The organism is Thalassorhabdomicrobium marinisediminis (genome assembly GCF_003072065.1).
GTDB classification, from domain to species: domain Bacteria; phylum Pseudomonadota; class Alphaproteobacteria; order Rhodobacterales; family Rhodobacteraceae; genus Octadecabacter; species Octadecabacter marinisediminis.
The window spans coordinates 50453-71723 of the sequence record NZ_QCYG01000004.1 but is presented as its reverse complement, the minus strand read 5'-3'; the positions used below and the strand labels follow the sequence as shown (position 1 = coordinate 71723).

Sequence of the window (21271 nt, the reverse complement as noted above, 5' to 3'; positions counted from 1 at the left end):
GCATAAACCACCCCACAACGAAAACGGGCCGCCGCAGATGTCCATCTGGGCGACCCGTCTCGTAAGGGTGAAAGCGATCTTACTTGATCTTGCCTTCCTTGTATTCAACGTGCTTGCGGATGACGGGGTCATACTTGTTGACGACCATCTTCTCGGTCATCGTGCGCGCGTTCTTCTTGGTCACATAGAAGTGGCCGGTGCCTGCGGTGGAGTTCAGGCGGATTTTGATCGTGGTTGGCTTCGCCATGGTCTCTCTCCGGGTTTTGCGCGCGACTGTCGCCCGCGTGAATTCATCTGAAGCCCGCCTTCTAAGCGGTTTGGCGGGTGAGTCAACAGCAAACGGCGCGTTAGACGCCTTCGGATGAGGATGCCCAAAGATTGAGCCCCTTATCGCTGGCGTATGTGTCGATTTCTTCCAGCTCCGCAGCGGAGAATTCGAGGTTCATCACCGCGCCTGCGCAATCCTCGATCTGGCTGGGTTTCGACGCGCCGATCAGCGCCGTGGTGATGCCTTCGTTGCGCAGCACCCAGGCCACCGCCATTTGCGCAAGGGTCTGGCCGCGCGCCTCTGCGATCCGGTTCAGGCCCTTGAGCGCCTCGATCATCTCCTCGGTGATCATGTCCGCATCCAATGAGCTGTCCTGCGCCGCGCGGCTGCCCTCGGGGATGCCGCCAAGGTATTTCTTCGTCAGCAGCCCCTGCGCCAGCGGCGTGAACGCGATAGAGCCGATGCCCAACTCCTGAAGCGTTTCTTTCAACCCGTCCCGTTCGACCCAGCGGTTGAGCATGTTGTAGGCGGGCTGGTGAATCAAGCAAGGTGTCCCGAGGTCCTTGAGAATCGCAGCCGCTTCGCGGGTGCGTTCGGAATTGTAGGACGAGATGCCCACATAAAGCGCACGACCCGACTTCACGATATGATCCAGCGCGCCCATGGTCTCTTCCAGCGGGGTCTCGGGGTCGAACCGGTGCGAGTAGAAGATGTCGACGTAATCGACGCCCAGCCGGTCCAAGGACTGGTCACAGGACGCGATCAGATACTTGCGGCTCCCCCATTCGCCATAGGGCCCTTCCCACATGTCATAGCCCGCCTTGGACGAGATGATCAGTTCATCCCGGTAGCCCGCGAAATCCGTGCGCAGGATCTCGCCAAAAGCCTCTTCAGCGCTGCCTGCGGGGGGGCCGTAGTTGTTGGCAAGGTCGAAATGGGTGATGCCGTGATCGAACGCGGTCTGGCACATCTCGCGCTTGATCTGGTGCGGCGTGCCCTCTCCGAAGTTGTGCCACAGGCCGAAGGACACGGCCGGCAGCTTGAGGCCGGATTTGCCACAGCGGCGATAGATCATGCGGTCATAGCGGTCAGCGGCGGGGGTATAGGTCATAGGTGGTCTCCTTTGCAGGACTTGTGCGGCAGAGGGCGGCAAAGTGCAACCTTGGGCGGCGTGTGGTCGCCGTTGTCGGCTTGGGGCACGTGGGTTGTGCCTTAACACCCGAGTACGCCGCGCATTTGCTTTGCAAACGCGCTTTGCGCACACGTTTTTCTGGACCTTCGTCCAGAAAAACGCGGAGGATCTATAAGCCGGATTTTGTTCCTTGTGAGCCGTAACCCGCAATTCGATGACCATTCATCTTAGGCGACAGTTGCCTGCCGCCCTCTAGCTGCCAACCCGGACCTGCTCGGATCAAGACGATCCTGTGGTTGCCCACGCGCGGCCCCTATTTGGCATTGCTCCCGGTGGGGCTTGCCATGCCAGCGATGTTGCCACCGCCGCGGTGGGCTCTTACCCCACCGTTTCACCCTGACCTGCCACAGGTTTCCATCGGCGAACCTCTGGTGTGACAGGCGGTCTGTTCTCTGTGGCGCTCTCCGTCAGGTTGCCCTGCCCGGGCGTTACCCGGCACCGTGTCTTGATGGAGTCCGGACTTTCCTCGAACGGGTTGCCCCGCCCGCGGCCATCCAATCCTCCGCGCATAGTCGACCTAAGAGGTCCGCGCCTCCAGCGCAACAGGAAAGCGCGCGGCCAGCTGTGCCGCGATTGCGCAATCCCAACCGTCGATCGGCCCCTCATGCCCCTGCCGGTGGCGCAACCGCAGCGCGGGCAAAAGGACGTCCGGGTCTGTGCTGGCGGTGTAGCCCGCCGTGGCAAGGTCGGACAGGAAGGCAGGAAGGTCGACCGTGCGGGCGTCGGGCGGGTCCACGGCGATGGCCATGCCGCCCCGCGCCAGCCGCGCCCAATCGAACCGTGGGCCGGGGTCCACCTTGCGGCCGGGGGCAAGATCAGAATGGCCGATCACCCGTTCGGGCGGGACCGACCATCGCGCCATGATGTCCGGCAACAGGGTTTCGAGCGCATCCATCAGCGGGGCCGAAAACGGAGAGGCGCCGTCGTTGGACAGCTCGATCCCGATGGAGCGGGAATTGACATCCTCGACCCCGCCCCAAGCCCCGGCACCGGCGTGCCACGCGCGCTTGTCCTCATCCACCAGCTGCACGACCTCGCCCTGCGGGGAAATCAGATAATGGGCCGAGACTTCGGCATCTTCGTTGCACAGCCAGTCCCGCGCGGCGGTCCAATCGGGCATGGCGGTGTAATGCAGGACGATGATGTCCGGGGTCGCGCCGTTGCGACGGGCGCCGCAGTTCGGGGACCGGTGCAAGGGGATCAGTTCCGGACGACCGTGCGGAAGGCTTGCGGGTCCCAGCCACAGGCGAACCCGTCGCCATCGGGGTCCAGCCCCAACCGGTCGCGCTGCGGCCCGCCGCGCACAAGGAAATCGCGCTGCGCTTCGTCGGCGGTCCGGTATTTCGCACAGTTGCGCGCGAATCGGCCCTCGGTCGAGAAAATCGAGCGGCTGAACACCGGCTGGCCTTTCTCGTTGGGCGCCTGCAGCGCGTATTGCACGATGTTCGGCTCAACCTGTCCGTTGCGCACCGGCAGCGCCTCGGCTTCGAGCACCTGATAGGCAGCGGCCATGCGGGCGCGCCGCTCGGCGTCGGACTCGATGCTTTCGCGGTCGGTGACCGCTTCGAAGTCCTGCTCATCGGAGATCTGCGGGTTTGATCCCACGGGTGCGGCTGGTGCGGTCGCCCCTGCTGTCGCTGAGGCTGTGGCGGCGGGGGCGGACGTCACCGCAGGGGTGGGAGAGGCCGCAGCTTGGGTGTTGATCCCCGCGGCGGCGAGGTCGGCGCTTGTGACGCCCCCGTCATCTTGGGATTGCGCCGTTGGAGCAGACGTCGCCGTCGGAGGCACGATAGCCTGACCTGCGGGCGGCTCGACGCCGCGCAACGCGGCTTCACGCTGTGCGCGCTCAACCTCGTATTGCGCATAATCGCCAAAACCCACGCCCGCGCCGCTGTCCGGGACCTGCGGCGCGCAGGCCGCCATCGTGACAATGCCAACACCAAGAAGAGCGAATGCTTTCATATGCTTATCCAAAGCCTGAACCGGTTTCCCGCCACCCCTGACGGGACAGCATTGGGCGGTTTACCACCAACGGGCCGGTTTGGCCACAAATTGCGCTGCCTGCTCAAGCGCGTAGGCAGTATTCAGCAAATCACCCTCTTCCCACGGGCGACCGATCAGTTGCAGCCCAAGGGGCAATCCGTCCTTGTCGACGCCGGTGGGCACCGAAATTCCCGGCAGACCGGCAAGGTTGACCGTCACCGTGAAGACGTCGTTGAGGTACATCTGGATCGGGTCGGCGTCGATCATCTCACCCAAGCCGAAGGCCGCTGACGGCGTGGCGGGCGTCAGGATCGCGTCGATCCCGTCGGCGAAGACCGCCTCGAAGTCGCGTTTGATCAGCGCGCGCACTTTGCGGGCGCGGTTGTAGTAGGCGTCGTAGAACCCGGCGCTGAGCACATAGGTCCCGACCATGACGCGGCGCTTGACCTCATCCCCGAAGCCTTCGGCGCGGGTCTTTTCGTACATCTCGGTGATGCCGTCGCCCGCGTCCAGCTTGGCGCGGTGGCCAAAGCGCACCCCGTCATAGCGGGCAAGGTTGGACGAAGCTTCGGCCGGCGCGATCACGTAATAGGCCGGCAGCGCGTATTTGGTATGCGGCAGCGAGATGTCGACGATCTTCGCGCCTGCGTCCTTCAGCATCGCGGTGCCATCTTCCCACAACTTTTCAATCGCTTCTGGGGTGCCCTCCATGCGGTATTCCTTGGGAATCCCGATGGTCTTGCCGCGAATGTCGCCGGTCAGCATGGCTTCGAAATCCGGCACCGGCAGGTCGGCACTGGTGCTGTCCTTGGGATCGTGACCGGACATCGCGCCCAGCAGGATCGCCGCGTCACGCACGTCTTTGGTCATCGGGCCCGCCTGATCCAGCGAGCTTGCAAAGGCGACGATGCCCCAGCGCGACACCCGGCCATAGGTCGGCTTGATGCCGGTGATGCCGGTGAAAGCCGCAGGCTGCCGGATCGAGCCGCCGGTGTCGGTGCCCGTGGCCCCCAGACACAGGTCCGCCGCAACCGCCGCAGCCGAGCCCCCGGACGAGCCGCCGGGCGTCAAATACGCTTCATCCCCGCTGCGCCGCCAGGGGTTCACCGCATTGCCGTAAACGCTGGTTTCATTGGACGAGCCCATGGCGAATTCGTCCATGTTCAACTTGCCCAGCATCACCGCGCCCGCGTTGAACAACTGGTTGGTCACGGTGGATTCATATTCCGGCTTGAACCCGTCCAGAATGCCCGAAGCCGCCTGCGTCGGCACGCCCTTGGTGCAGAACAGGTCCTTGATCCCCAGCGGAATCCCGTTGAGGTCGGCCCCGTCGTGGCCCCGCGCGTCGGCGGCCTTCGCCTGCTCCAGCGCGATTTCGGGGGTCTTGTGGACGAATGCGCCCAACGCATCCGCCTGTTCGATTTGCGACAGGCAGCTTTCGGTCAGCTCGACCGCCGTCACCTCGCCCTTGCGCAGGGCGTCACGGGCGGCGGCGATGGTCATGTTGTTGAGGTTGCTCATTATTCCACCACCTTCGGCACGGCAAAAAATCCTTCACGGGCATCGGGCGCATTGGCCAACACGGCTTCTTGCTGGTTGCCGTCCGTGACCACGTCATCGCGACGTTTCAGACGCTGCGGCGTGACCGAGGTCATCGGCTCGACCCCGTCCACGTCCACCTCGGCCAGCTGTTCGACAAAATCGAGGATCGCACCGAATTCCTGCGCCAGCTCCGGCAGGTCATCCTCAGGCACCTGAATGCGGGCCAGTTTGGCCACGCGGCGGGCGGTTTCCGTGTCGATGGACATGGGAGTCTCCGTCATTGAAAAGTTGGCTTTGCTTTACCTGCGGGGCGGCGCGGCTTCAACCCGGCATGCGCGGGGTGGCTTTGACGGGGCAGCGGCCTATGATTCTGTCCTGAACGTCATCACAGGAGGATCAGATGCAAATCACATGGTTGGGCCATTCGGGATTCCGGATCGAGATCGAGGACGCGGTTCTGTTGATCGACCCCTGGCTGACGGGCAATCCGTCCTTTCCGCAAGAGCGGCGGGCCGAGGCAATCGATGGTGCCACGCATATCTGCCTGACCCACGGGCACGGCGACCACGCCTCGGACGCGCGTAAGATCGGTGCAGAGCTGGATATTCCCATCGCCTGCATCCACGAGATCGCCGAAATCTGGGGCGACGGGACGCTGGGCTTCGGCAAGGGCGGCACCCTTGATCTGAACGGCGCGAAGGTCACGATGGTCAACGCGACGCATTCCTCCTCGCTGGACTTTGGCGAGGGCGGGCCGCGCTATGCAGGGGGTGAAGCGGGTTTCATGATCGCGGGCGATGGTCATGTGATTTATGTCTCGGGCGACACCGACATCATGGCCGACATGGACTGGATGGGGGATTATCACAAACCCGACATCGGGATTCTGGCCTGTGGCGGGCATTTCACCATGGACATGGACCGCGCCGCCTATGCCGCGAAACGGTATTTCGATTTCAAAACGGTGATTCCGTGCCACTTCGGCACCTTCGATCTGCTGGCGCAATCGGTCGAGCCTTTGGCCGCCGCGCTGTCCGGCGTCGATGTGCGCACGCCCAAGGTTCTGGAGCCGATGACGTTCTGACGCACCGCCGGTCAGCGGCGAGCGGCGAAGAACCCGGTCAGAAGCGCCTCGCACTCCGGCGCCGACAACCCGTCATAGACTTCGGGGGCGTGGTGGCATTGCGGATGCGCGAACACCCGCGGGCCCTGTGCCACGCCGCCAGACTTTGGGTCGGACGCGCCATAATAGAGCCGCCCGATCCGCGCGTTCGAAATCGCCGCCGCGCACATGGGACAGGGTTCCAGCGTCACATAGAGCGCATGATCGGTCAGCCGCTCTTGCCCCAACGCGGCGCAGGCGGCCCGAATGGCGAGCATCTCCGCATGGGCGGTGGGGTCGTGCAACTCGCGCGTGCGGTTTCCGGCGCGGGCGACCACCTGCCCCGTGGGGGCGACGATGACGGCCCCCACCGGCACCTCACCCCGCGCGGCGGCGGCGCGGGCCTCCTCAAGGGCGGTGTCCATGTGACTGCGGAAACTCATGCAGGTAGATGGGCCGGGGGTGGTGGTTTTGGCAAGGGGCGGATTTGAGGTATTTGGGAACCAGAGAAGCAGGGAACCGCGCGCGCGGCCGGGCCGCTGCGCGGGTTGCGCGGGCGGATGACGGTTGCGCGAGGGGCGCGGAGGCTCTAGGGCCATGGCATGACAGATAAGAGCGAAAATCCCGTGCCCGGCGACCGGATCGCCAAAGTGCTTGCCCGCGCGGGCGTCGCCAGCCGCCGCGAATGCGAAAAGATCATTGAGGCGGGTCGGGTGAGTGTGAACGGCAAGACCGTGTTGACCCCCGCCCTCAACGTCATGGCAACGGACCGGATTTTGGTGGACGGCAAACCGCTGGCCGAGAAAGAGCCGCCGCGCATCTGGATGTATCACAAGCCCGCCGGGTTGGTGACCACCGAGCGCGACGAGAAGGGCCGCAAAACGGTGTTCGACGCCCTGCCCCCGGACATGCCGCGGGTGATGTCGGTCGGTCGGCTTGATCTGAACTCGGAAGGGTTGTTGCTGCTCACCAACGACGGTGAATTGAAACGCAAGATGGAACTGCCCACCACCGGCTGGCTGCGCCGCTACCGGGTGCGGATCAAGGGCACCTTGTCGGAGGCCAAGCTGGACGAATTGCGCGCGGGGATCGAGGTGGACGGCGTGCGCTATGCCGGAGCCGAGGTCACGTTCGACCGCCAGCAAGGGGCGAATGCCTGGCTGACCATGGGATTGCGCGAAGGCAAGAACCGCGAGATTCGCCGCCTGATGGAGGCGCAGGGCGTGGTGGTGAACCGTCTATTGCGGATCAGCTATGGCCCGTTCCAGCTTGGCACTCTGCAACCGGGTGAGGTGGAAGAGGTCAAGCAGCGCGTGGTGCGCGACCAGCTTGGCCTGCGCGAGACGCCGAAGCCGCAGCGCACGCGCAAGCCCGCCAAGCCGCCGCGCGCCGGCAAACGCCCGCCAGCGGGCCGCCCAACGGGCAAGCCCCCCCGCAGATGAGCCTTGCCCCGTGACCGGTCCTGTGCATGGTTATACCGTGTCAAATCAAGGGGTCGGGATCATGGAAGTGCGCAAGGCGACGACGGCGCGGCCGGCACCGCTGGCCCCTTGCTGCGGTCATCGGGGTCGCAATTGGCGGCTCCACGCCCTATCTCTTCTGCTACACGACGCAAGGAAAGGTGGCCCGCGTGGCAAGAGTAGTAATCGGACTGTTGTTCGTTCTGGTCATCGTCGGACTGGCGGTGGCCGCCGGTCGGTTCCTGCAATCCACACGGGAGGCTGACGTGCCCGCGACCGCAAAGACCATATCCTATGTCCTGTTGATCATCCTGATGCTTGGCGTCGTGTCCGGCTGGCTTGGGGGGCTTTGAGCGTGGCGCAGAAATTCGGCGGAAAATACAGCCCTGACACCAACGCGCGGACCAGCACCGCGCGGCAGGCTGTGGCCGAGGCGCGGCAGGTGGATGCCGCCGGGGCCAAGGCCAATATCCTGTTCACCCCCGGCATCCTGCTGGCCTTTCTGTCGTTGAACGAAGGCGCATTGGGCTTGATGCTGGGCTTGGGCGGCGCGGCTGTTTTGACCCTCGCGGCCTGGCTCACCCGGGACGGGTTGCGCGCGGCGGCGGCCTATGACCAGCGCAAGGTGGCCCGCAAGCCGAGCATTCCGCGCAAGCTCTTCGGCTCTGTCTTGACCGGGGCGGGCATCGCGGCTGCGTCTTTGTCGAACGATCCAGCCGTGCTCGCGGCCGTGCTTTATGGCGTGGCGGCGGGGGGCTTGCACATGCTGGCCTTCGGCATCGATCCCATGCGCGACAAGCGGATGGAGGGCGTGGACACTTTCCAGCAGGATCGCGTGGCCCGCGTCGTCGATCAGGCCGAAGCGCATTTGGCTGCCATGCGTGACCATATCGCCAGCATCGGCGACCGAGCGCTCATTGTACGCACGGCGCAGTTTCAAGCCGCGGCCCGCAAGATGATCCGAACCGTCGAGGAAGACCCCCGCGACCTGACCGGCGCACGCAAGTTTCTCGGCGTCTATCTGATGGGCGCGCGGGATGCGGCGGCCAAATTCGCCGATCTCTACAAACGTCAGCGTGACCCGGACGCGCGCGCGGAGTTCGAAGCGCTCCTCACCGATCTGGAAGAAAATTTCGCCGCGCGGACCGACAAGCTGCTGCTGGACGATCGTAGCGACATGGATATTGAAATCAAGGTGCTGCGGGACAGATTGCAGCGTGAAGGTCTTTAGCGGCCAAACAAGGGGGACATCATGTCTGAGACTGTTGCAAAGAATATGGAAGCCGCGCAGGCGCAAATGAATGAAGTGGAAAAGGTGACTGCCGTGGTGCTTGCCGAGCCGAAGAACGAACTTGTCACGCTGGACGAGGCCGACGCGCCGACCAGCGCCGAGATCACCCGGCGGATGAACGAACTCGACATGACCGACACCGCGTCGATCATTTCGTTCGGATCCGCCGCACAGGCCGAATTGCAGGAAATCAGCCAATCGATGCTGCAAGGCGTGCGCAACAAGGACGTGGGCCCCGCGGGCGACAGCCTGCGCGAGATTGTGACCACGATCCGCGGCTTCAACGTCAACGAGCTTGATGTGCGGCGCAAGCTGTCGTGGTGGGAAAAGCTTTTGGGGCGGGTATCACCGGCCGCCAAGTTCGCCGCCCGGTTCGAGGATGTGCAGGGCCAGATCGACAAGGTAACGGATGATCTTTTGCGGCATGAGCACGTGTTGCTGAAAGACATCGAAAGCCTTGATGTGCTCTACGACAAGACGCTGCGCTTCTATGATGAGTTGGGGCTCTACATCGCCGCCGGTGAAGAAAAACTCAAAGAGCTTGACGCCACGACCATCCCTGCGAAGGAAGCCGAGGTCGAAGCCGCCCCCGATGAAGGGGTGATGAAGGCGCAGGAATTGCGCGATCTGCGCGCGGCCCGCGATGACCTTGAGCGGCGCGTCCACGACCTCAAACTGACCCGTCAGGTGACCATGCAGTCGCTGCCCAGCATCCGGCTGGTGCAGGAGAACGACAAATCGCTGGTGACCAAGATCAACTCGACCCTGCTCAACACCGTCCCCCTGTGGGAGACGCAGCTGGCGCAGGCGGTCACGATCCAGCGCTCCTCCGAGGCGGCCGTCGCCGTGCGTGAGGCGAACGATCTGACCAATGAACTGTTGACCGCCAATGCCGAGAACCTGCGGCAGGCGAACAAGACGATCCGCACCGAGATGGAGCGCGGCGTCTTCGACATCGAAGCGATCAAACAGGCCAACGCGGACCTGATCGGCACCATCGAGGAAAGCCTGCAGATCGCCGACGAGGGCAAGCGCAAGCGGGCCGAGGCGGAGAAAGAGCTTGAGACGATGGAAGCCGAATTGAAGAAGACGTTGTCCTCGGCCAAGGCCAGCGGCACCGCGTCGGGCCATTCGATCGCGGCGTCAGCGGGCGAGGCTTAAGGCGTGACCACGGCGGGGCGCAGCAGAGCAACGAACGGTTGGGCCTTCGCGGCCCTTCTGGCGCTGGTCGGCTGTGACACGACCCCGCCCGAGGTCTCATCACCGGTGCCACCGTCTCGCCCGCCGGTTGCGGTGACACCTCCCCAGCCCCCCGCCCGCCCCGCGACCCGGTCCGAGGACAGCCGCGCCCTTTCGGCGTATTTCCAACGGGTGCAGGACGACCTCTTGGCGCGGGGCCTGTTGCGCACGGATGGCGGCGGGCCGGACACGGCCTTTACCGATACCACGCTCGCACGCAACTTCGTGCAGATCGCGCTGTTTGATGAATTCGTCATGACCGATCAGGGTCTGCGGGCCGAGGCCACCGTGAGCCGGCTGCGGCGCTGGGAACAGCCCGTGCGATTCGCGGTCGAGTTCGGCGCCACGGTGCCCGAAGACCAGCGCATACAGGACCGCAACACCATCGGCAGCTACGTATCGCGGCTGGCGCGGGTCACGGGGCACCCCATGCGCGTGACCCAAAGCGATCCGAACTTCCACGTGCTGATCCTCAATGAGGATGACCGGCTGAACTACGACGCACGTCTGCGCACCCTGATCCCCGGCATCAACGAGGCCAGCGTGCGCGCCTTCATGGACGTGCCCCGCGACACCATGTGCCTCGTGCTGGCCTTCAGCCAGAACAACAGCCCCGAATATTCCCGCGCGGTGGCGCTGATCCGGGGGGAGCATCCGGATCTGATGCGGTTGGCCTGCGTGCACGAAGAACTCGCACAGGGTCTCGGGCTGGCCAACGACAGCCCCCACGCCCGCCCCAGCATCTTCAACGATGATGAGGAATTCGGCCTGCTGACGACGCACGATGAATTGCTGCTGCGGATGCTTTACGATGACCGCCTGAAGACCGGCATGGCCGAGGCCGAAGCCGCCCCCATCGCCCGGAGGATCGCGGCGGAACTGATGGACAGCGGGCCGTCCTGACCCCCGGGACCCGCGTGATATTTCAACCAAGGAGGGACGCCAAAGATGGGCATTCTCGATTTTCTTTCAGGCCAATTCATCGATGTCATTCACTGGACGGACGACACCCGCGACACGATGGTCTGGCGGTTTGAGCGGCACGGCCACGAGATCAAGTATGGCGCGAAGCTTACCGTGCGCGAAGGTCAGGCGGCGGTTTTCGTGCATGAGGGGCAGTTGGCGGATGTGTTCACGCCCGGGCTTTATATGCTCGAGACCAACAACATGCCGATCATGACCACCTTGCAGCACTGGGACCACGGGTTCCAGAGCCCCTTCAAGTCCGAGATCTATTTCGTCAACACCACGCGGTTCAATGACCTCAAATGGGGCACCAAGAACCCGATCATGCTGCGCGATCCCGAATTCGGCCCCACGCGCATTCGCGCCTTCGGCACCTATTCGGTCAAGGTCAGCGATCCCGCCCGCTTCCTGACGGAAATCGTTGGCACCGATGGCGAATTCACCATGGACGAGATCAGCTTTCAGGTGCGCAATATCATCGTGCAGGAGTTCAGTCGCGTGATCGCCGCAAGCGGTATTCCGGTGCTGGACATGGCTGCGAACACCCGCGATCTGGGCAAGCTCGTGGCCGGGGCCATCGCCGATACGGTCGCGCAATACGGCATCACGATCCCCGAGCTCTATATCGAGAACATCAGTCTCCCGCCGGCAGTCGAAGCGGCGCTGGACACGCGCACTTCGCGCGGGCTGACGGGCGATCTGGACGCGCATATGCAATACGCAGCCGCCGAGGCCCTGCGCAAAGGGGGCGAGGCATCGGGCGCGATGGGCGCGGGACTGGGCGCGGGGATGGGCATGGCGATGGCCGGGCAGATGGCGAACCCTTGGGCCCGTGCAGCCGGCGGCGCCCCCGCCGCTGCGGCCCCGCCGCCGCCGCCGGTCGAACACGTCTGGCACACCGCCGAGGGTGGCAAGACCAAGGGGCCATTCTCGAAAGCGGATATGGGCCGGATGGCCGCCGAAGGCACGCTGACCCGCGGCACCCACGTCTGGACCGCCGGGCAGGACGGCTGGAAGACCGCCAACGAGGTGCCGGAACTGGCGCAACTGTTCACCGTGATGCCACCGCCGCCCCCGGGCGCTTGAAGAGTCTGCTAAGGCAACGCCGCCCCGCCGGGGGTGGCGTTGCCCGTCCTGAACCGGCGCGCCGCTAAAATCACCCCGCCCGTGCGCTCCAACCAGTGGCCCCGCCGCCCATTCACCGCTATCGTCTGCCCATGGAAACGTTCGACACGCCCGATGCGCCCCCCGCCCCGACCAAGGAATACCGGTTTCCCTGCGACAATTGTGGCGCGGACATGCGCTTTGATCCCGGTCAGGACCGCTTGATCTGCGACCACTGCGGCAACACACATGAAATCACCGAAGGGCCCTGGCGCGGCGGCAGCCTTGTCGAGCTGGACTTTCGCAGCGCCATCGACGGCAACGTCCCCGAAGCCGAGATCGAGGAAACCCGCGTCACCCAATGCCCCAACTGCGGCGCCCAGATCGAGTTCGAGGCCGATGTCCACAGCACCGAATGCCCCTTCTGTGCGACCCCGCTGGTGGCCGACACGGGCATTCACCGACACATTAAGCCCAAGGGCCTGCTGCCCTTTGCCTTTGACGAAGCGCAAGCACGCAAACATCTGACCGACTGGCTTGGTGGGCTGTGGTTTGCGCCGAATGGCGTGCAGCAATACGCGCGCAAGGGGCGGCGGATGAACGGCATCTATGTCCCCTACTGGACCTTCGATGCCGACACCCAAAGCCAATACAGCGGCCAGCGCGGCACCTACTACTACCAGACGCGCACGGTCATGCGCGACGGCAAACGCCAGCAGGTCCGCGTGCGCAAGACCCGCTGGCGCAGCGTGACCGGACGCGTGGCGCGGTTCTTTGACGATGTGCTTGTCCTCGGCTCACACAGCCTGCCCAAACAATACACCGACGCGCTCGAGCCTTGGGACCTCTCGGCGATGGAGCCCTATCAGCCGGAATTTCTCGCCGGCTTCCGCGCCGAAGGCTATCAGGTCGAGCTGGAAGAGGCCTTCAAGGAGGCCCGCGTGAAGATGGACCAGATCATTCATCGTGACGTGAAGTTCGACATCGGCGGCGACACCCAGCGCGTGGCCTCGGTCGACACGCGGATCGGCACGCTCACCTTCAAGCACGTGCTCCTGCCGGTCTGGATGGCGGCTTACAAATATCAGGGCAAGACCTACCGCTTCGTCGTCAACGGGCGCACGGGACTGGTGCAGGGCGAACGCCCCTACTCGGCGGTCAAGATCGCTTTTGCCGTGATCCTCGGGCTGATCGTCGCCGGTGCGGTCGGGTTCGTCATGGCGAACAGCCAATGACCCGAACCGTCGACAAAGCCCGCGTCTTGCAGCGCGGTGCGACAGGGGTCCGGGCATGAGGGCGCTGATCCAACGGGTCACGCAGGCGCAGGTGCATGTGGATGGCGCGCTGGTCGGGCAATGCGGCCCGGGCGTTCTGGTTCTGGTCTGCGCAATGCAGGGCGACGGGGACGCGCTGCCCGCCAAACTCGCCGCGAAAATCTCCAAACTGCGCATCTTCAAGGACGATGAAGGCCGCATGAACCGCTCGCTTGTGGACATAGGCGGCGAAGCTCTGGTCATCAGCCAGTTCACGCTGGCCGCCGACACGTCACGCGGCAACCGCCCCGGCTTTTCTGCGGCCGCCGCCCCGGCCGAGGGCGAACGTCTTTATGAAGCCTTCGCCGCCGAACTTGGCAAGCATGTCCCGACCCAGACCGGTCGGTTCGGCGCCGACATGGCGGTGAGCCTTGTGAACGACGGCCCCGTCACGATCTGGCTGGACACCGATACCTAACCGCGCAGCCGCGCGACCATCGACATCACCAGAAACAACGCAGCTGCACCGCAAATAATCGACGGCCCTGCCGGGGTGCCCAGCGTCCGCGCCGCGAACAACCCGCCGATAGCGGCCGCGATGCCGATCAGGGTGGCCAAAGCCGCCATCGCTTCGGGCCCCCGGGCGATGAGCCGCGCGGCGGCAGCCGGGATCACCAGCATCGCCGTGATCAGCAAGGCCCCGACGACCTTGATCGACACGGCCACCACGGCGGCGATCAACAGCGTGAGCATCAACCGGTCGCGCTTCGGGTTCAACCCCGAGGCATAGGCAAGATCGCCTGACAGCACCTCCGCCAGCAGCGCCTGCCAGCGCCACGCCAGCAGGCCCAGAACCACCGCCGCCCCGATCCAGATCACCGCAAGGTCCAGCGGCCGGACCACCAGAATGTCCCCGAACAGATAGGCGTCAAGGTTCACCCGCGCCTGCGGCAAGAGAGAGACCGTCACCAGCCCCAGCGCCAACGCACTGTGCGACAGGACCCCCAAAAGACTGTCCGGCGTGATCGTGTCACTGGCATAGGTGCCCACCAGCACCCCCATCGCCAGCGCCACGATCAGAACGCCCAGCGGCACCCAGACCGAGAACGCAAGCGCCAGTGCTACGCCCAGAATGGCGGCATGAGCCGTCGCATCGCCGAAATAGGCCATGCGCCGCCAGACCACGAAACAGCCCAGCGCGCCGCAGGCCAGCGCCGTGCCCACGGCAGCCAGCACCGCGCGCACCATGAAATCGTCCAGCAAGCTCATGCGCCGTGGTCTCCGTGATCGTGGCAGGGGGCGTCCGCGTGCCCATGGGGATGATCGTGCGCGTGGTCATGCTCGTGCCGATACAGCGCCAGCGCCCCGCCTGTCCCCGTGCCGAACAGCTCGCGGTAGGCGGGCGCAGCGGTGACCACATCGGGCGTGCCTTCGCAGCAGATGTGCCCGTTGAGACAGATCACCCGGTCCGTGGCCGACATCACAACGTGCAATTCGTGACTGACCATCAGCACTGCGCAGCCCATCTCATCGCGCAGCGCTTCGATCAGCCGGTAAAAGGACGCAGACGCCGGTTGATCCAACCCCTGCGTCGGCTCATCCAGCACCAGCAGGTGCGGCGCGTTCAGGATGGCCCGCGCCAGCAGCACCCGTTGCAACTGCCCCCCCGAGAGGCCCGCAAGCTGGCGCTGCTCCAGAGCTTCGACCCCGGTGCGCGCCAAAGCGGCCCGCGCCGCCGCCCGCCCGACCCGATTGGGCAGGTTGAGGAACCGCCGCACGGTCATCGGCAACGCACGGTCGATATGCAACGTCTGCGGCACATAGCCGATCCGAAGCCCCGGCCTGCGGGTGATCCGCCCCGCTTGCAAAGGCACCGCCCCGATCAGCGCCCGCATCAGCGTGGATTTGCCCGATCCGTTCGGCCCGACGACGGTGACGATCTCACGCGCTTCCAGCGCCAGTGACACCCCGAACAGGGCGCGTGTGCCGCCGTTGCGCACCTCGATATTCTCGGCCGTGATCAAGGACATCAGACCGCCTGACAGGCGGGGCACAGGCCCTCGACCTCGAGCACCGTGCGCTCGATGCGAAAGCCTGCCGCCGCAGCCGAGCGGTGCAGCGCCGCATCGGCCTCACCCTCGGCCACCGTGCCGCAGCCGTTGCAGATCATGAAGGCCGGATCATGGGCCGCGCCGGGGCGGGAACAGGCGACGAAGGCGTTCAACCGCTCGACCCGGTGCGCCAACCCCGCATCGACCAGAAACCCCAAAGCGCGATAGGCGACGGGCGGCTTCGAGCCGAAGCCCTCGGCATCCAGTCGCGCCAGCACCTCATAAGCGCCCATCGCTTCGTGCGCCTCGAGCAGGATCTCCAACGTGCGACGCCGCACCGGCGTCAGACGCAAACCGTCCGCGGCACAGGTGGCCACGGCTTCAGTCAGAGCGTCACGCACGCAGGCTCTGTGGTCATGATCTCGAAATTCGGTTCCGTGTGCTTTTGTCACCGTCGCCTCTTGTGATGTTATAACGTATCATTTATAGCCGCCCCACCGATCCATGACAAGAGGTTTCCATGCGCCCCCTGCTTCCCCTACTTCTCGCCGTTCTCCCCTCACTCACCCGGGCCGAGCCCCTGCGGATCGTCACCGACATCGCCCCGGTGCACTCCCTTATCAGCCAGATCGCGGGGGACGCCGCCGAGGTCGAACTGTTGGTGGACGGCGCGAGCTCGGCCCATCATTTCCAGTTCACCTTCCGTCAGGCCGAGGCTTTGCAGACGGCGGACCTTATCATCTGGATGGGCCCTGCCCTGACACCTTGGCTGGACGATGCGCTGACCTCGCTGGCGCCTGAGGCTGCGCAGCTCACCCTGTTGGAAGCGCCCGGCTGGACGCCGCTTACAGTGCAGGACCGCACAGCAGAGGCGGACCATGCGGACGACCACGACCATTCGCACGACCACGCGCACAACCATGAAGCGGGTCAGATCGACCCCCATGCTTGGCTCGATCCGCAGATTGCCGCCCACTGGGTGCAGCATGTGCAGGACGCATTGGTCACAGCCGACCCGGACAACGCGGAACGCTACGCCCAGAACGCCGAGACGACCCGCGCCAAGCTCGAGGCGCTGGACACCCGCATCGCCGCGCAACTCGCAGTCCTCCCCGACCGGGCCTTCGTCGTGCCCCACGACGCCTTCCAGTATTTCGGCGCCCGCTATGACCGGCCTGCTGCAGGAGTTGTCACGCTCGTAGATGACCAGCCGCCGACGCCCGACCGCCTAGCAGCACTGCAGAATCGCGTCCGCTCCGGCTCCATCGCCTGCGTGCTCACCGACATCGCCGCCTCCGACCGCTGGACCGCGCTGCTCACCGAAGGCACGGATGTGCGCACGGCGACCGTCGATCCCCTCGGCCGCACGCTCGACCCCGGACCGGACCACTATGAAAACACGCTCACCGCGCTGGCCGACGCCTATTCAAGCTGCATCGGCGACTAAGCCCTTCTCTGGTTCGCAAATACCTCAGGGGGGCGGGCGCCCCGCGCCCGGGGGGAGGATCCCCCCATCGCCCCGCTGCGGGTTTCCCCCAACGGACAAACCTTCCGCCCCGTCAGAAATCCGTCGGCGCGCCGCCTTCGGCTTTTCGGCGTGCCACGAAATCCTCCAGCTCGGACCGGATCGCGGCCTCCATCGGCGGCGCTTCGTAGTCGGCCAGAACCTCTTTGAAGATCCGGTGCGCCCGTTCCGCGGTCCAGATCGCGCCCGCCTCCTCCCAAGCCTCGAAATTGCGCCAGTCCGAAAGGAAGGGCTCATAGAACGCGTCTTCATACCGGTCCTGCGTGTGCTGAATGCCGAAGTAATGCCCGCTCGACCCCACTTCGCGGACCGCGTCGAAGGCGATCTCCCCTGGCCCGGTCGCCACCACGGCGGGCTCCATGTAGCGCTGGATCATCTGCACCACCTCGCAATCCATGACGAACTTCTCGGGCGAGGCGATGAGCCCGCCCTCAAGCCAGCCTGCCGCGTGATAGACCATGTTCGTGCCCGACTGGACGGCGGACCACAGGGAATTGGACGTCTCCCACATGGCCTGCCCGTCCGGGACATTGGCCGCACAGACGCCTGAAGCCCGCATCGGCAGGCCGTAGAACCGCGCCATCTGGCCCGTCATCTGCGTCGCGCGCATGTATTCCGGTGTCCCGAAGGCGGGCGCGCCGGATTTCATGTCGACATTGCTGGTGAAGGTGCCAAGGACGCAGGCCGCGCCGGGCCGGACATGCTGGAACAGCGCAATCGCCGACAGAGCCTCGGCGATTGACAGAGACACCGCGCCGGACAGGGTCACCGGCGCCATGGCGCCCGCCAGTGTAAACGGGGTCACCACCACCGCCTGCCCCCGCCGGATGCTGCGCAAGCAGCCGTCGATCATGGGAATGTCGTGCTTGAGCGGTGAGGTCGAGTTGATATTGGTGAACATCTTCGGGCTGGCTGCGAACTCCTCTTCGGTCCAGCCTCCGGAAATGCGCACCATCTCCATCACGTCCTCGATCCGTTCCGGCCCAAGCGAATAGGCGTGGGCGACCTTGTCCGTCAGGGTCAACTTGTCGAAGATCACGTCCAGATGCCGCACACTGGGGTGCACGTCCACCGGCTCTACCGGATAGCCGCCCGAGAAATGGATGCAGTTGAAATACTGGGTCAGCCGGTAGAAATTGGCGCATTGCGCGCGGCTGCCGCTGACCTTCTTGCCAATCTCGAGGTCGAAGTAATTGGGCGGTGAGGACACGTTGCCAAAGACCATATGCCCGCCGCCCAGCGTGATCCTGCGCTCCGGATTGCGCGGCGTGATGTCGAACTGCGCCGGCGCGCGGGCGACCATCTCCTGCACCCAATCCCGCCCCATCCGGACGTTGGTGCCCGCTACGGTGCAGCCTGCCTCTTTGAACAGCGCCAGCGCTTCGGGGTTGAGGAATTCGATGCCGATGTCCTCAAGGATCCGCATGGCCCCGTCATGGATCGCCTGCACGCCCTCTGCATCCAGAGGTTCAATCGGCCGGTCCAGATTGCGCGGCACCCGCCACGGTATCTGGTTCAGACCGCCGGTCCGGCGTTTGGCGGCAGTGGCGGCGCGGCCTCCGGCGCGGCGGCGTTTCGGGGCAGGTTCGCGGGGTGCGTCAGTCATGGCTGCAGGCTCCTGTGCGGGATACCTTGAGACTGACAGCGCAGCGGCGGCAGATGCGGCGCGATTTGCGACATTGCGTGTCGCATCCTGCGCGCGGGGGCGGCTAGAGGCCCAGCCAGCCCGGCAAATCGGCGATGCTGTCCAGCACAACATCCGCATGGGGGGCCAGATCGGCCCGCTCTGCCACGCCGGTCAGAACCGCCACCGTGACCATCCCCGCCGCGCGTCCGGCGTGCAGATCGTGGGTGCTGTCGCCCACCATGGCGCAGTGCTCGGGGCGCAATCCGGTCACGCGGCAGAACTCACGCAGCTGGCCCACCTCGGGCTTACCGCCGAAGCCGCTGTCAGACCCTGCGATGAAATCGAACAAGGCGCTGACCCGTGCCGCGTCCAGATGGGCGCGGGCAGGCGTTTCCGCGTCGTTGGTGGCGACCCCCAGCTTCAGCCCCGCCTGGCGCAGCCGGGTCAGGAAAGCGATAAGCGGCGTGGCCTCGACCTGCGGCGCGCGGGCGGCGGCGGCGTTGAACCGCGCGATCGCGGGGGCCGGGTCGGTGTCGGCCAGATGGGGCAAGGCCGCATCGACGACCTCGGACACCGTCGCCGCGATCACCAGACTGTCCTTGCGGAACCGGTCCTGCGCCAGATCATAGCCCAGCGCATCGGCCAGCGGTTGCAGACGCTCTGGCGCGCCTTCGGTCTCCGCATGCAGCAGATCCCGTGCCCAGGCCCGCCAGGTGGCGTTGAAATCGAACAGCGTGCCGTCCTTGTCGAAGACGATCCCCCGGATCGCCGAGCTGTCTATGTCCAATGCACTGCCTCCGCCCCCGGCAGCGCATAGCGTGCGGCCAAGGGATCCTCATATTTCAACTGGTTCGCATCGCAGAACGCGATCACCCAGGCATCGTCCATCGTCAGGAACTCCAGAACCGAGGCGAGGAACGCAGGATCTTTAGCCTGCGCGCGCAGTCCATCGGCCTGCGCCCCCGAGGCTCCAAGGAAGACCGACAGCAGATCATCGTCTTCGGCCAACCACCCCAGCGCAAGGATGGCGATATGTTCGGCGTGTTCAGGGCTCATTCAGGATCATTACCAAATCGGAAAGGGTTTCTTAACCATTCGTTGACAGACTTGACGCGTCCACCGCGTGACCCGTTCAAATCAGAGGATTGCAAGAATGGCCAGTGACATCCTTATCATGGATTGCGTCGCCACCAACCGGATCGTGCTCAAGGTCAAGCTCTTGGCCGCGCAATACCGCGTGCGTCCCTGCGCCACCTTGGGTGAGGCGCTGGAGGAGATTGAGGTGTCGAAGCCCGACCTTGTGATTCTGGACACCTGCTCCGAGACCGAGGCGGTGCTTGACGCGTTTCGCACCCTCAAGGCCACACCAGAAACCGCGCTCATCCCGGTGATCGCCACCGGCGGCTTCACCACCCCGCGCGACCGCGTCCTCGCGCTTGAGGCGGGTGCCGACGACGTTCTGACACGCCCCTTCGACGATCATATTTTGCAGGCTCGCTTGCGCAGCCTGCTGCGCGCCCGCGACGCCCGGCTTGAGCTGCAGTTGCGCGACGGCACCCGCAGCGCCCTTGGCTTTGCCGAGGCTGCAGGCTCCTACGTGGCTCCGGCGAGGCTGGTGGTGGCAAGTACCCACGCGAGCGTCGCGGACGGCACCGAAGCGCTGCGCCCCAGGCTGGCGAATACCCGCGTGACGCATCTGTCTTGCGACCAACTCGCATCGGACCTGCGAGCAGCGGCGCAGGCCGATGTCGTCGTGCTGGATCTGCGGCAAGGCCCATTCGACGACACGGCGTTCTACCGCTTGCTGTCCGATCTGCGCAGCCAGTCCGGCACCCGCCACGCCGCCATCCTCGCGCTGTTGCCGCCGGATGCGCAGCAGGCTGCAGCGATGGCGCTTGATCTGGGGGCGAACAACGTCGTCACAGCACAGGTCCACCGGGACGAGATTGCCCACCGCTGCGCCGTTCTGCTAAAATCGAAGCGTGAGGCTGACGCCCTGCGCCGAACGGTCAAAACCGGGCTTGAGGCTGCAATCATCGACCCGCTGACCGGCGTCTACAACCGCCGCTACGCCCTGCCCCATCTCTCGCGCCTGTCGCAAGAAAGTGAGGCATCGGGCCGGCAATTCGCGGTCATGGTTCTGGACCTCGACCACTTCAAAGCGGTGAACGACCAATATGGCCACGCGGCGGGGGATGAGGTTCTGCAGCAGGTGGCGGGCCGCCTGAAGGACAATCTGCGCGCGGTCGACCTGCTGGCCCGCATCGGGGGGGAAGAGTTTCTCGTCGCGATTCCCCACAGCGACGCCGCCCATGCCCGCCGCACCGCGGAACGCCTGTGCGCCCTGATCGGAGAGGCTCCGTTCTTCGTCGGCCCCGACCGGCAAGAGTTGCGCATTACCATGTCGGTCGGCGTCAGCCTGAACAGCGTTGACGATGCGTCGCAGGTTTTCGGCTCGGTCGATGAGGTGATGAGCGCTGCCGACGGCGCGCTCTACGCTGCGAAATCCGGCGGCCGCAACATGGTCAGCCTCGGCGCCGCTTGACCCCGACGCGCCACCGATCCCCGACGCGGTGCCGATCCGCCCCATGCACACCGACGCACCAAGGCCGGATCCTGCGCCGCCGCGACACTTTCACCCCTTTGCATCGCCCATCGGTCACGGCAA

24 protein-coding genes and 1 other RNA gene are annotated in these 21271 nt (G+C 65.1%); 11 read left to right on the top strand and 14 right to left on the bottom strand.

Annotation, left to right across the window (positions count from 1 at the left end; all coding sequences use genetic code 11):
• Positions 1-79: 79 nt before the first annotated feature.
• From rpmG to gatC, 7 genes are all read right to left on the bottom strand, one after another.
• On the bottom strand, positions 80-247 hold the full coding sequence (rpmG, locus tag DC363_RS06810) for a 50S ribosomal protein L33 (protein WP_048597310.1): 168 nt from the start codon (positions 245-247) through the stop codon (positions 80-82).
• Positions 248-347: 100 nt separating this feature from the next.
• Positions 348-1379, bottom strand: coding sequence for an L-glyceraldehyde 3-phosphate reductase (gene mgrA, locus DC363_RS06805; RefSeq protein ID WP_108640387.1), 1032 nt, complete (start codon positions 1377-1379; stop codon positions 348-350).
• Between the two features lie 177 nt (positions 1380-1556).
• Positions 1557-1966: RNase P RNA component class A (gene rnpB / locus DC363_RS06800), an RNA gene on the bottom strand.
• A gap of 11 nt (positions 1967-1977) precedes the next feature.
• Positions 1978-2655 carry an N-acetylmuramoyl-L-alanine amidase gene (locus DC363_RS06795; protein ID WP_108640386.1) on the bottom strand — a complete coding sequence of 226 codons (678 nt, stop codon included), beginning with the start codon at positions 2653-2655 and terminating at the stop codon, positions 1978-1980.
• A 5-nt stretch (positions 2656-2660) separates the two neighbouring features.
• Entirely contained in the window at positions 2661-3422 is a 762-nt protein-coding gene (locus DC363_RS06790; RefSeq protein ID WP_108640385.1) for a hypothetical protein, read from the bottom strand.
• A gap of 60 nt (positions 3423-3482) precedes the next feature.
• Complete coding sequence (gene gatA / locus DC363_RS06785) at positions 3483-4964, bottom strand: Asp-tRNA(Asn)/Glu-tRNA(Gln) amidotransferase subunit GatA (protein ID WP_108640384.1); 1482 nt, start codon at positions 4962-4964, stop codon at positions 3483-3485.
• Positions 4964-5251, bottom strand: a complete 288-nt coding sequence (gatC, locus tag DC363_RS06780; RefSeq protein WP_108640383.1) for an Asp-tRNA(Asn)/Glu-tRNA(Gln) amidotransferase subunit GatC — start codon at positions 5249-5251, stop codon at positions 4964-4966. Before gatC ends, gatA begins: the two co-directional genes overlap by 1 nt.
• Positions 5252-5385: 134 nt before the next feature.
• Here gatC and DC363_RS06775 point away from each other — a divergent pair, with 134 nt between their 5' ends.
• A complete protein-coding gene (locus DC363_RS06775; RefSeq protein ID WP_108640382.1) occupies positions 5386-6069 on the top strand; it encodes a metal-dependent hydrolase in 684 nt (227 codons plus the stop codon).
• Positions 6070-6080: 11 nt separating this feature from the next.
• Here DC363_RS06775 and DC363_RS06770 read toward each other — a convergent pair whose 3' ends face one another.
• Positions 6081-6530 (bottom strand): nucleoside deaminase, encoded by a 450-nt coding sequence (locus tag DC363_RS06770; RefSeq protein ID WP_108640381.1) that lies wholly within the window; start codon positions 6528-6530, stop codon positions 6081-6083.
• Between the two features lie 159 nt (positions 6531-6689).
• Here DC363_RS06770 and DC363_RS06765 point away from each other — a divergent pair, with 159 nt between their 5' ends.
• From DC363_RS06765 to dtd, 8 genes are all read left to right on the top strand, one after another.
• Positions 6690-7529: a pseudouridine synthase gene (locus tag DC363_RS06765; RefSeq protein ID WP_108640380.1), complete on the top strand. Its 840-nt coding sequence runs from the start codon at positions 6690-6692 to the stop codon at positions 7527-7529.
• Between the two features lie 188 nt (positions 7530-7717).
• On the top strand, positions 7718-7900 hold the full coding sequence (locus DC363_RS16670) for a hypothetical protein (RefSeq protein ID WP_146180757.1): 183 nt from the start codon (positions 7718-7720) through the stop codon (positions 7898-7900).
• Positions 7901-7902: 2 nt separating this feature from the next.
• Positions 7903-8778: a 5-bromo-4-chloroindolyl phosphate hydrolysis family protein gene (locus DC363_RS06760; RefSeq protein WP_108640639.1), complete on the top strand. Its 876-nt coding sequence runs from the start codon at positions 7903-7905 to the stop codon at positions 8776-8778.
• 21 nt (positions 8779-8799) lie between these two features.
• Positions 8800-9999 carry a toxic anion resistance protein gene (locus tag DC363_RS06755; protein WP_108640379.1) on the top strand — a complete coding sequence of 400 codons (1200 nt, stop codon included), beginning with the start codon at positions 8800-8802 and terminating at the stop codon, positions 9997-9999.
• A gap of 3 nt (positions 10000-10002) precedes the next feature.
• Positions 10003-10980: a DUF2927 domain-containing protein gene (locus tag DC363_RS06750; protein ID WP_241962946.1), complete on the top strand. Its 978-nt coding sequence runs from the start codon at positions 10003-10005 to the stop codon at positions 10978-10980.
• 45 nt (positions 10981-11025) lie between these two features.
• Entirely contained in the window at positions 11026-12129 is a 1104-nt protein-coding gene (locus tag DC363_RS06745; RefSeq protein WP_108640378.1) for an SPFH domain-containing protein, read from the top strand.
• A 131-nt stretch (positions 12130-12260) separates the two neighbouring features.
• Positions 12261-13382, top strand: coding sequence for a TFIIB-type zinc ribbon-containing protein (locus tag DC363_RS06740; protein WP_196778388.1), 1122 nt, complete (start codon positions 12261-12263; stop codon positions 13380-13382).
• 55 nt (positions 13383-13437) lie between these two features.
• Positions 13438-13878, top strand: coding sequence for a D-aminoacyl-tRNA deacylase (gene dtd / locus DC363_RS06735; RefSeq protein ID WP_108640377.1), 441 nt, complete (start codon positions 13438-13440; stop codon positions 13876-13878).
• Here dtd and DC363_RS06730 read toward each other — a convergent pair.
• From DC363_RS06730 to DC363_RS06720, 3 genes are read right to left on the bottom strand one after another with little or no spacing between them, the layout of a single operon-like run.
• Positions 13875-14669: a metal ABC transporter permease gene (locus tag DC363_RS06730; protein ID WP_108640376.1), complete on the bottom strand. Its 795-nt coding sequence runs from the start codon at positions 14667-14669 to the stop codon at positions 13875-13877. The genes dtd and DC363_RS06730 overlap by 4 nt on opposite strands.
• A complete protein-coding gene (locus tag DC363_RS06725; RefSeq protein ID WP_108640375.1) occupies positions 14666-15430 on the bottom strand; it encodes an ATP-binding cassette domain-containing protein in 765 nt (254 codons plus the stop codon). Before DC363_RS06725 ends, DC363_RS06730 begins: the two co-directional genes overlap by 4 nt.
• On the bottom strand, positions 15430-15852 hold the full coding sequence (locus DC363_RS06720) for a Fur family transcriptional regulator (RefSeq protein ID WP_241962945.1): 423 nt from the start codon (positions 15850-15852) through the stop codon (positions 15430-15432). Before DC363_RS06720 ends, DC363_RS06725 begins: the two co-directional genes overlap by 1 nt.
• Before the next feature lie 119 nt (positions 15853-15971).
• On the opposite strand from DC363_RS06720, the gene DC363_RS06715 reads away from it, so the two are divergent.
• Positions 15972-16898 (top strand): zinc ABC transporter substrate-binding protein, encoded by a 927-nt coding sequence (locus DC363_RS06715; protein ID WP_108640373.1) that lies wholly within the window; start codon positions 15972-15974, stop codon positions 16896-16898.
• Positions 16899-17010: 112 nt separating this feature from the next.
• Here DC363_RS06715 and DC363_RS06710 read toward each other — a convergent pair whose 3' ends face one another.
• The 3 genes from DC363_RS06710 to DC363_RS06700 form a co-directional block, all read right to left on the bottom strand.
• On the bottom strand, positions 17011-18582 hold the full coding sequence (locus DC363_RS06710) for a trimethylamine methyltransferase family protein (RefSeq protein ID WP_108640372.1): 1572 nt from the start codon (positions 18580-18582) through the stop codon (positions 17011-17013).
• A 103-nt stretch (positions 18583-18685) separates the two neighbouring features.
• Positions 18686-19384, bottom strand: coding sequence for an HAD family hydrolase (locus DC363_RS06705; RefSeq protein ID WP_108640636.1), 699 nt, complete (start codon positions 19382-19384; stop codon positions 18686-18688).
• Positions 19381-19659, bottom strand: a complete 279-nt coding sequence (locus DC363_RS06700; RefSeq protein WP_108640371.1) for a DUF3572 domain-containing protein — start codon at positions 19657-19659, stop codon at positions 19381-19383. Before DC363_RS06700 ends, DC363_RS06705 begins: the two co-directional genes overlap by 4 nt.
• Positions 19660-19756: 97 nt before the next feature.
• On the opposite strand from DC363_RS06700, the gene DC363_RS17265 reads away from it, so the two are divergent.
• Positions 19757-21148: a diguanylate cyclase gene (locus DC363_RS17265; protein WP_108640370.1), complete on the top strand. Its 1392-nt coding sequence runs from the start codon at positions 19757-19759 to the stop codon at positions 21146-21148.
• Positions 21149-21271: the final 123 nt, after the last annotated feature.

Bases quoted from the DNA above. Each gene is read 5' to 3' on its own strand.
- DC363_RS06775 (WP_108640382.1), top strand. From the start codon at position 5,386: ATGCAAATCACATGGTTGGGCCATTCGGGATTCCGGATCGAGATCGAG.
- DC363_RS06765 (WP_108640380.1), top strand. From the start codon at position 6,690: ATGACAGATAAGAGCGAAAATCCCGTGCCCGGCGACCGGATCGCCAAA.
- DC363_RS06755 (WP_108640379.1), top strand. From the start codon at position 8,800: ATGTCTGAGACTGTTGCAAAGAATATGGAAGCCGCGCAGGCGCAAATG.
- DC363_RS06700 (WP_108640371.1), bottom strand. From the start codon at position 19,659: ATGAGCCCTGAACACGCCGAACATATCGCCATCCTTGCGCTGGGGTGG.
- DC363_RS17265 (WP_108640370.1), top strand. From the start codon at position 19,757: ATGGCCAGTGACATCCTTATCATGGATTGCGTCGCCACCAACCGGATC.
- dtd (WP_108640377.1), top strand. From the start codon at position 13,438: ATGAGGGCGCTGATCCAACGGGTCACGCAGGCGCAGGTGCATGTGGAT.
- rpmG (WP_048597310.1), bottom strand. From the start codon at position 247: ATGGCGAAGCCAACCACGATCAAAATCCGCCTGAACTCCACCGCAGGC.
- mgrA (WP_108640387.1), bottom strand. From the start codon at position 1,379: ATGACCTATACCCCCGCCGCTGACCGCTATGACCGCATGATCTATCGC.
- DC363_RS06790 (WP_108640385.1), bottom strand. From the start codon at position 3,422: ATGAAAGCATTCGCTCTTCTTGGTGTTGGCATTGTCACGATGGCGGCC.
- gatC (WP_108640383.1), bottom strand. From the start codon at position 5,251: ATGTCCATCGACACGGAAACCGCCCGCCGCGTGGCCAAACTGGCCCGC.
- DC363_RS06710 (WP_108640372.1), bottom strand. From the start codon at position 18,582: ATGACTGACGCACCCCGCGAACCTGCCCCGAAACGCCGCCGCGCCGGA.
- DC363_RS06730 (WP_108640376.1), bottom strand. From the start codon at position 14,669: ATGAGCTTGCTGGACGATTTCATGGTGCGCGCGGTGCTGGCTGCCGTG.
- DC363_RS06725 (WP_108640375.1), bottom strand. From the start codon at position 15,430: ATGTCCTTGATCACGGCCGAGAATATCGAGGTGCGCAACGGCGGCACA.
- DC363_RS06770 (WP_108640381.1), bottom strand. From the start codon at position 6,530: ATGAGTTTCCGCAGTCACATGGACACCGCCCTTGAGGAGGCCCGCGCC.
- DC363_RS06745 (WP_108640378.1), top strand. From the start codon at position 11,026: ATGGGCATTCTCGATTTTCTTTCAGGCCAATTCATCGATGTCATTCAC.
- gatA (WP_108640384.1), bottom strand. From the start codon at position 4,964: ATGAGCAACCTCAACAACATGACCATCGCCGCCGCCCGTGACGCCCTG.
- DC363_RS06715 (WP_108640373.1), top strand. From the start codon at position 15,972: ATGCGCCCCCTGCTTCCCCTACTTCTCGCCGTTCTCCCCTCACTCACC.
- DC363_RS06740 (WP_196778388.1), top strand. From the start codon at position 12,261: ATGGAAACGTTCGACACGCCCGATGCGCCCCCCGCCCCGACCAAGGAA.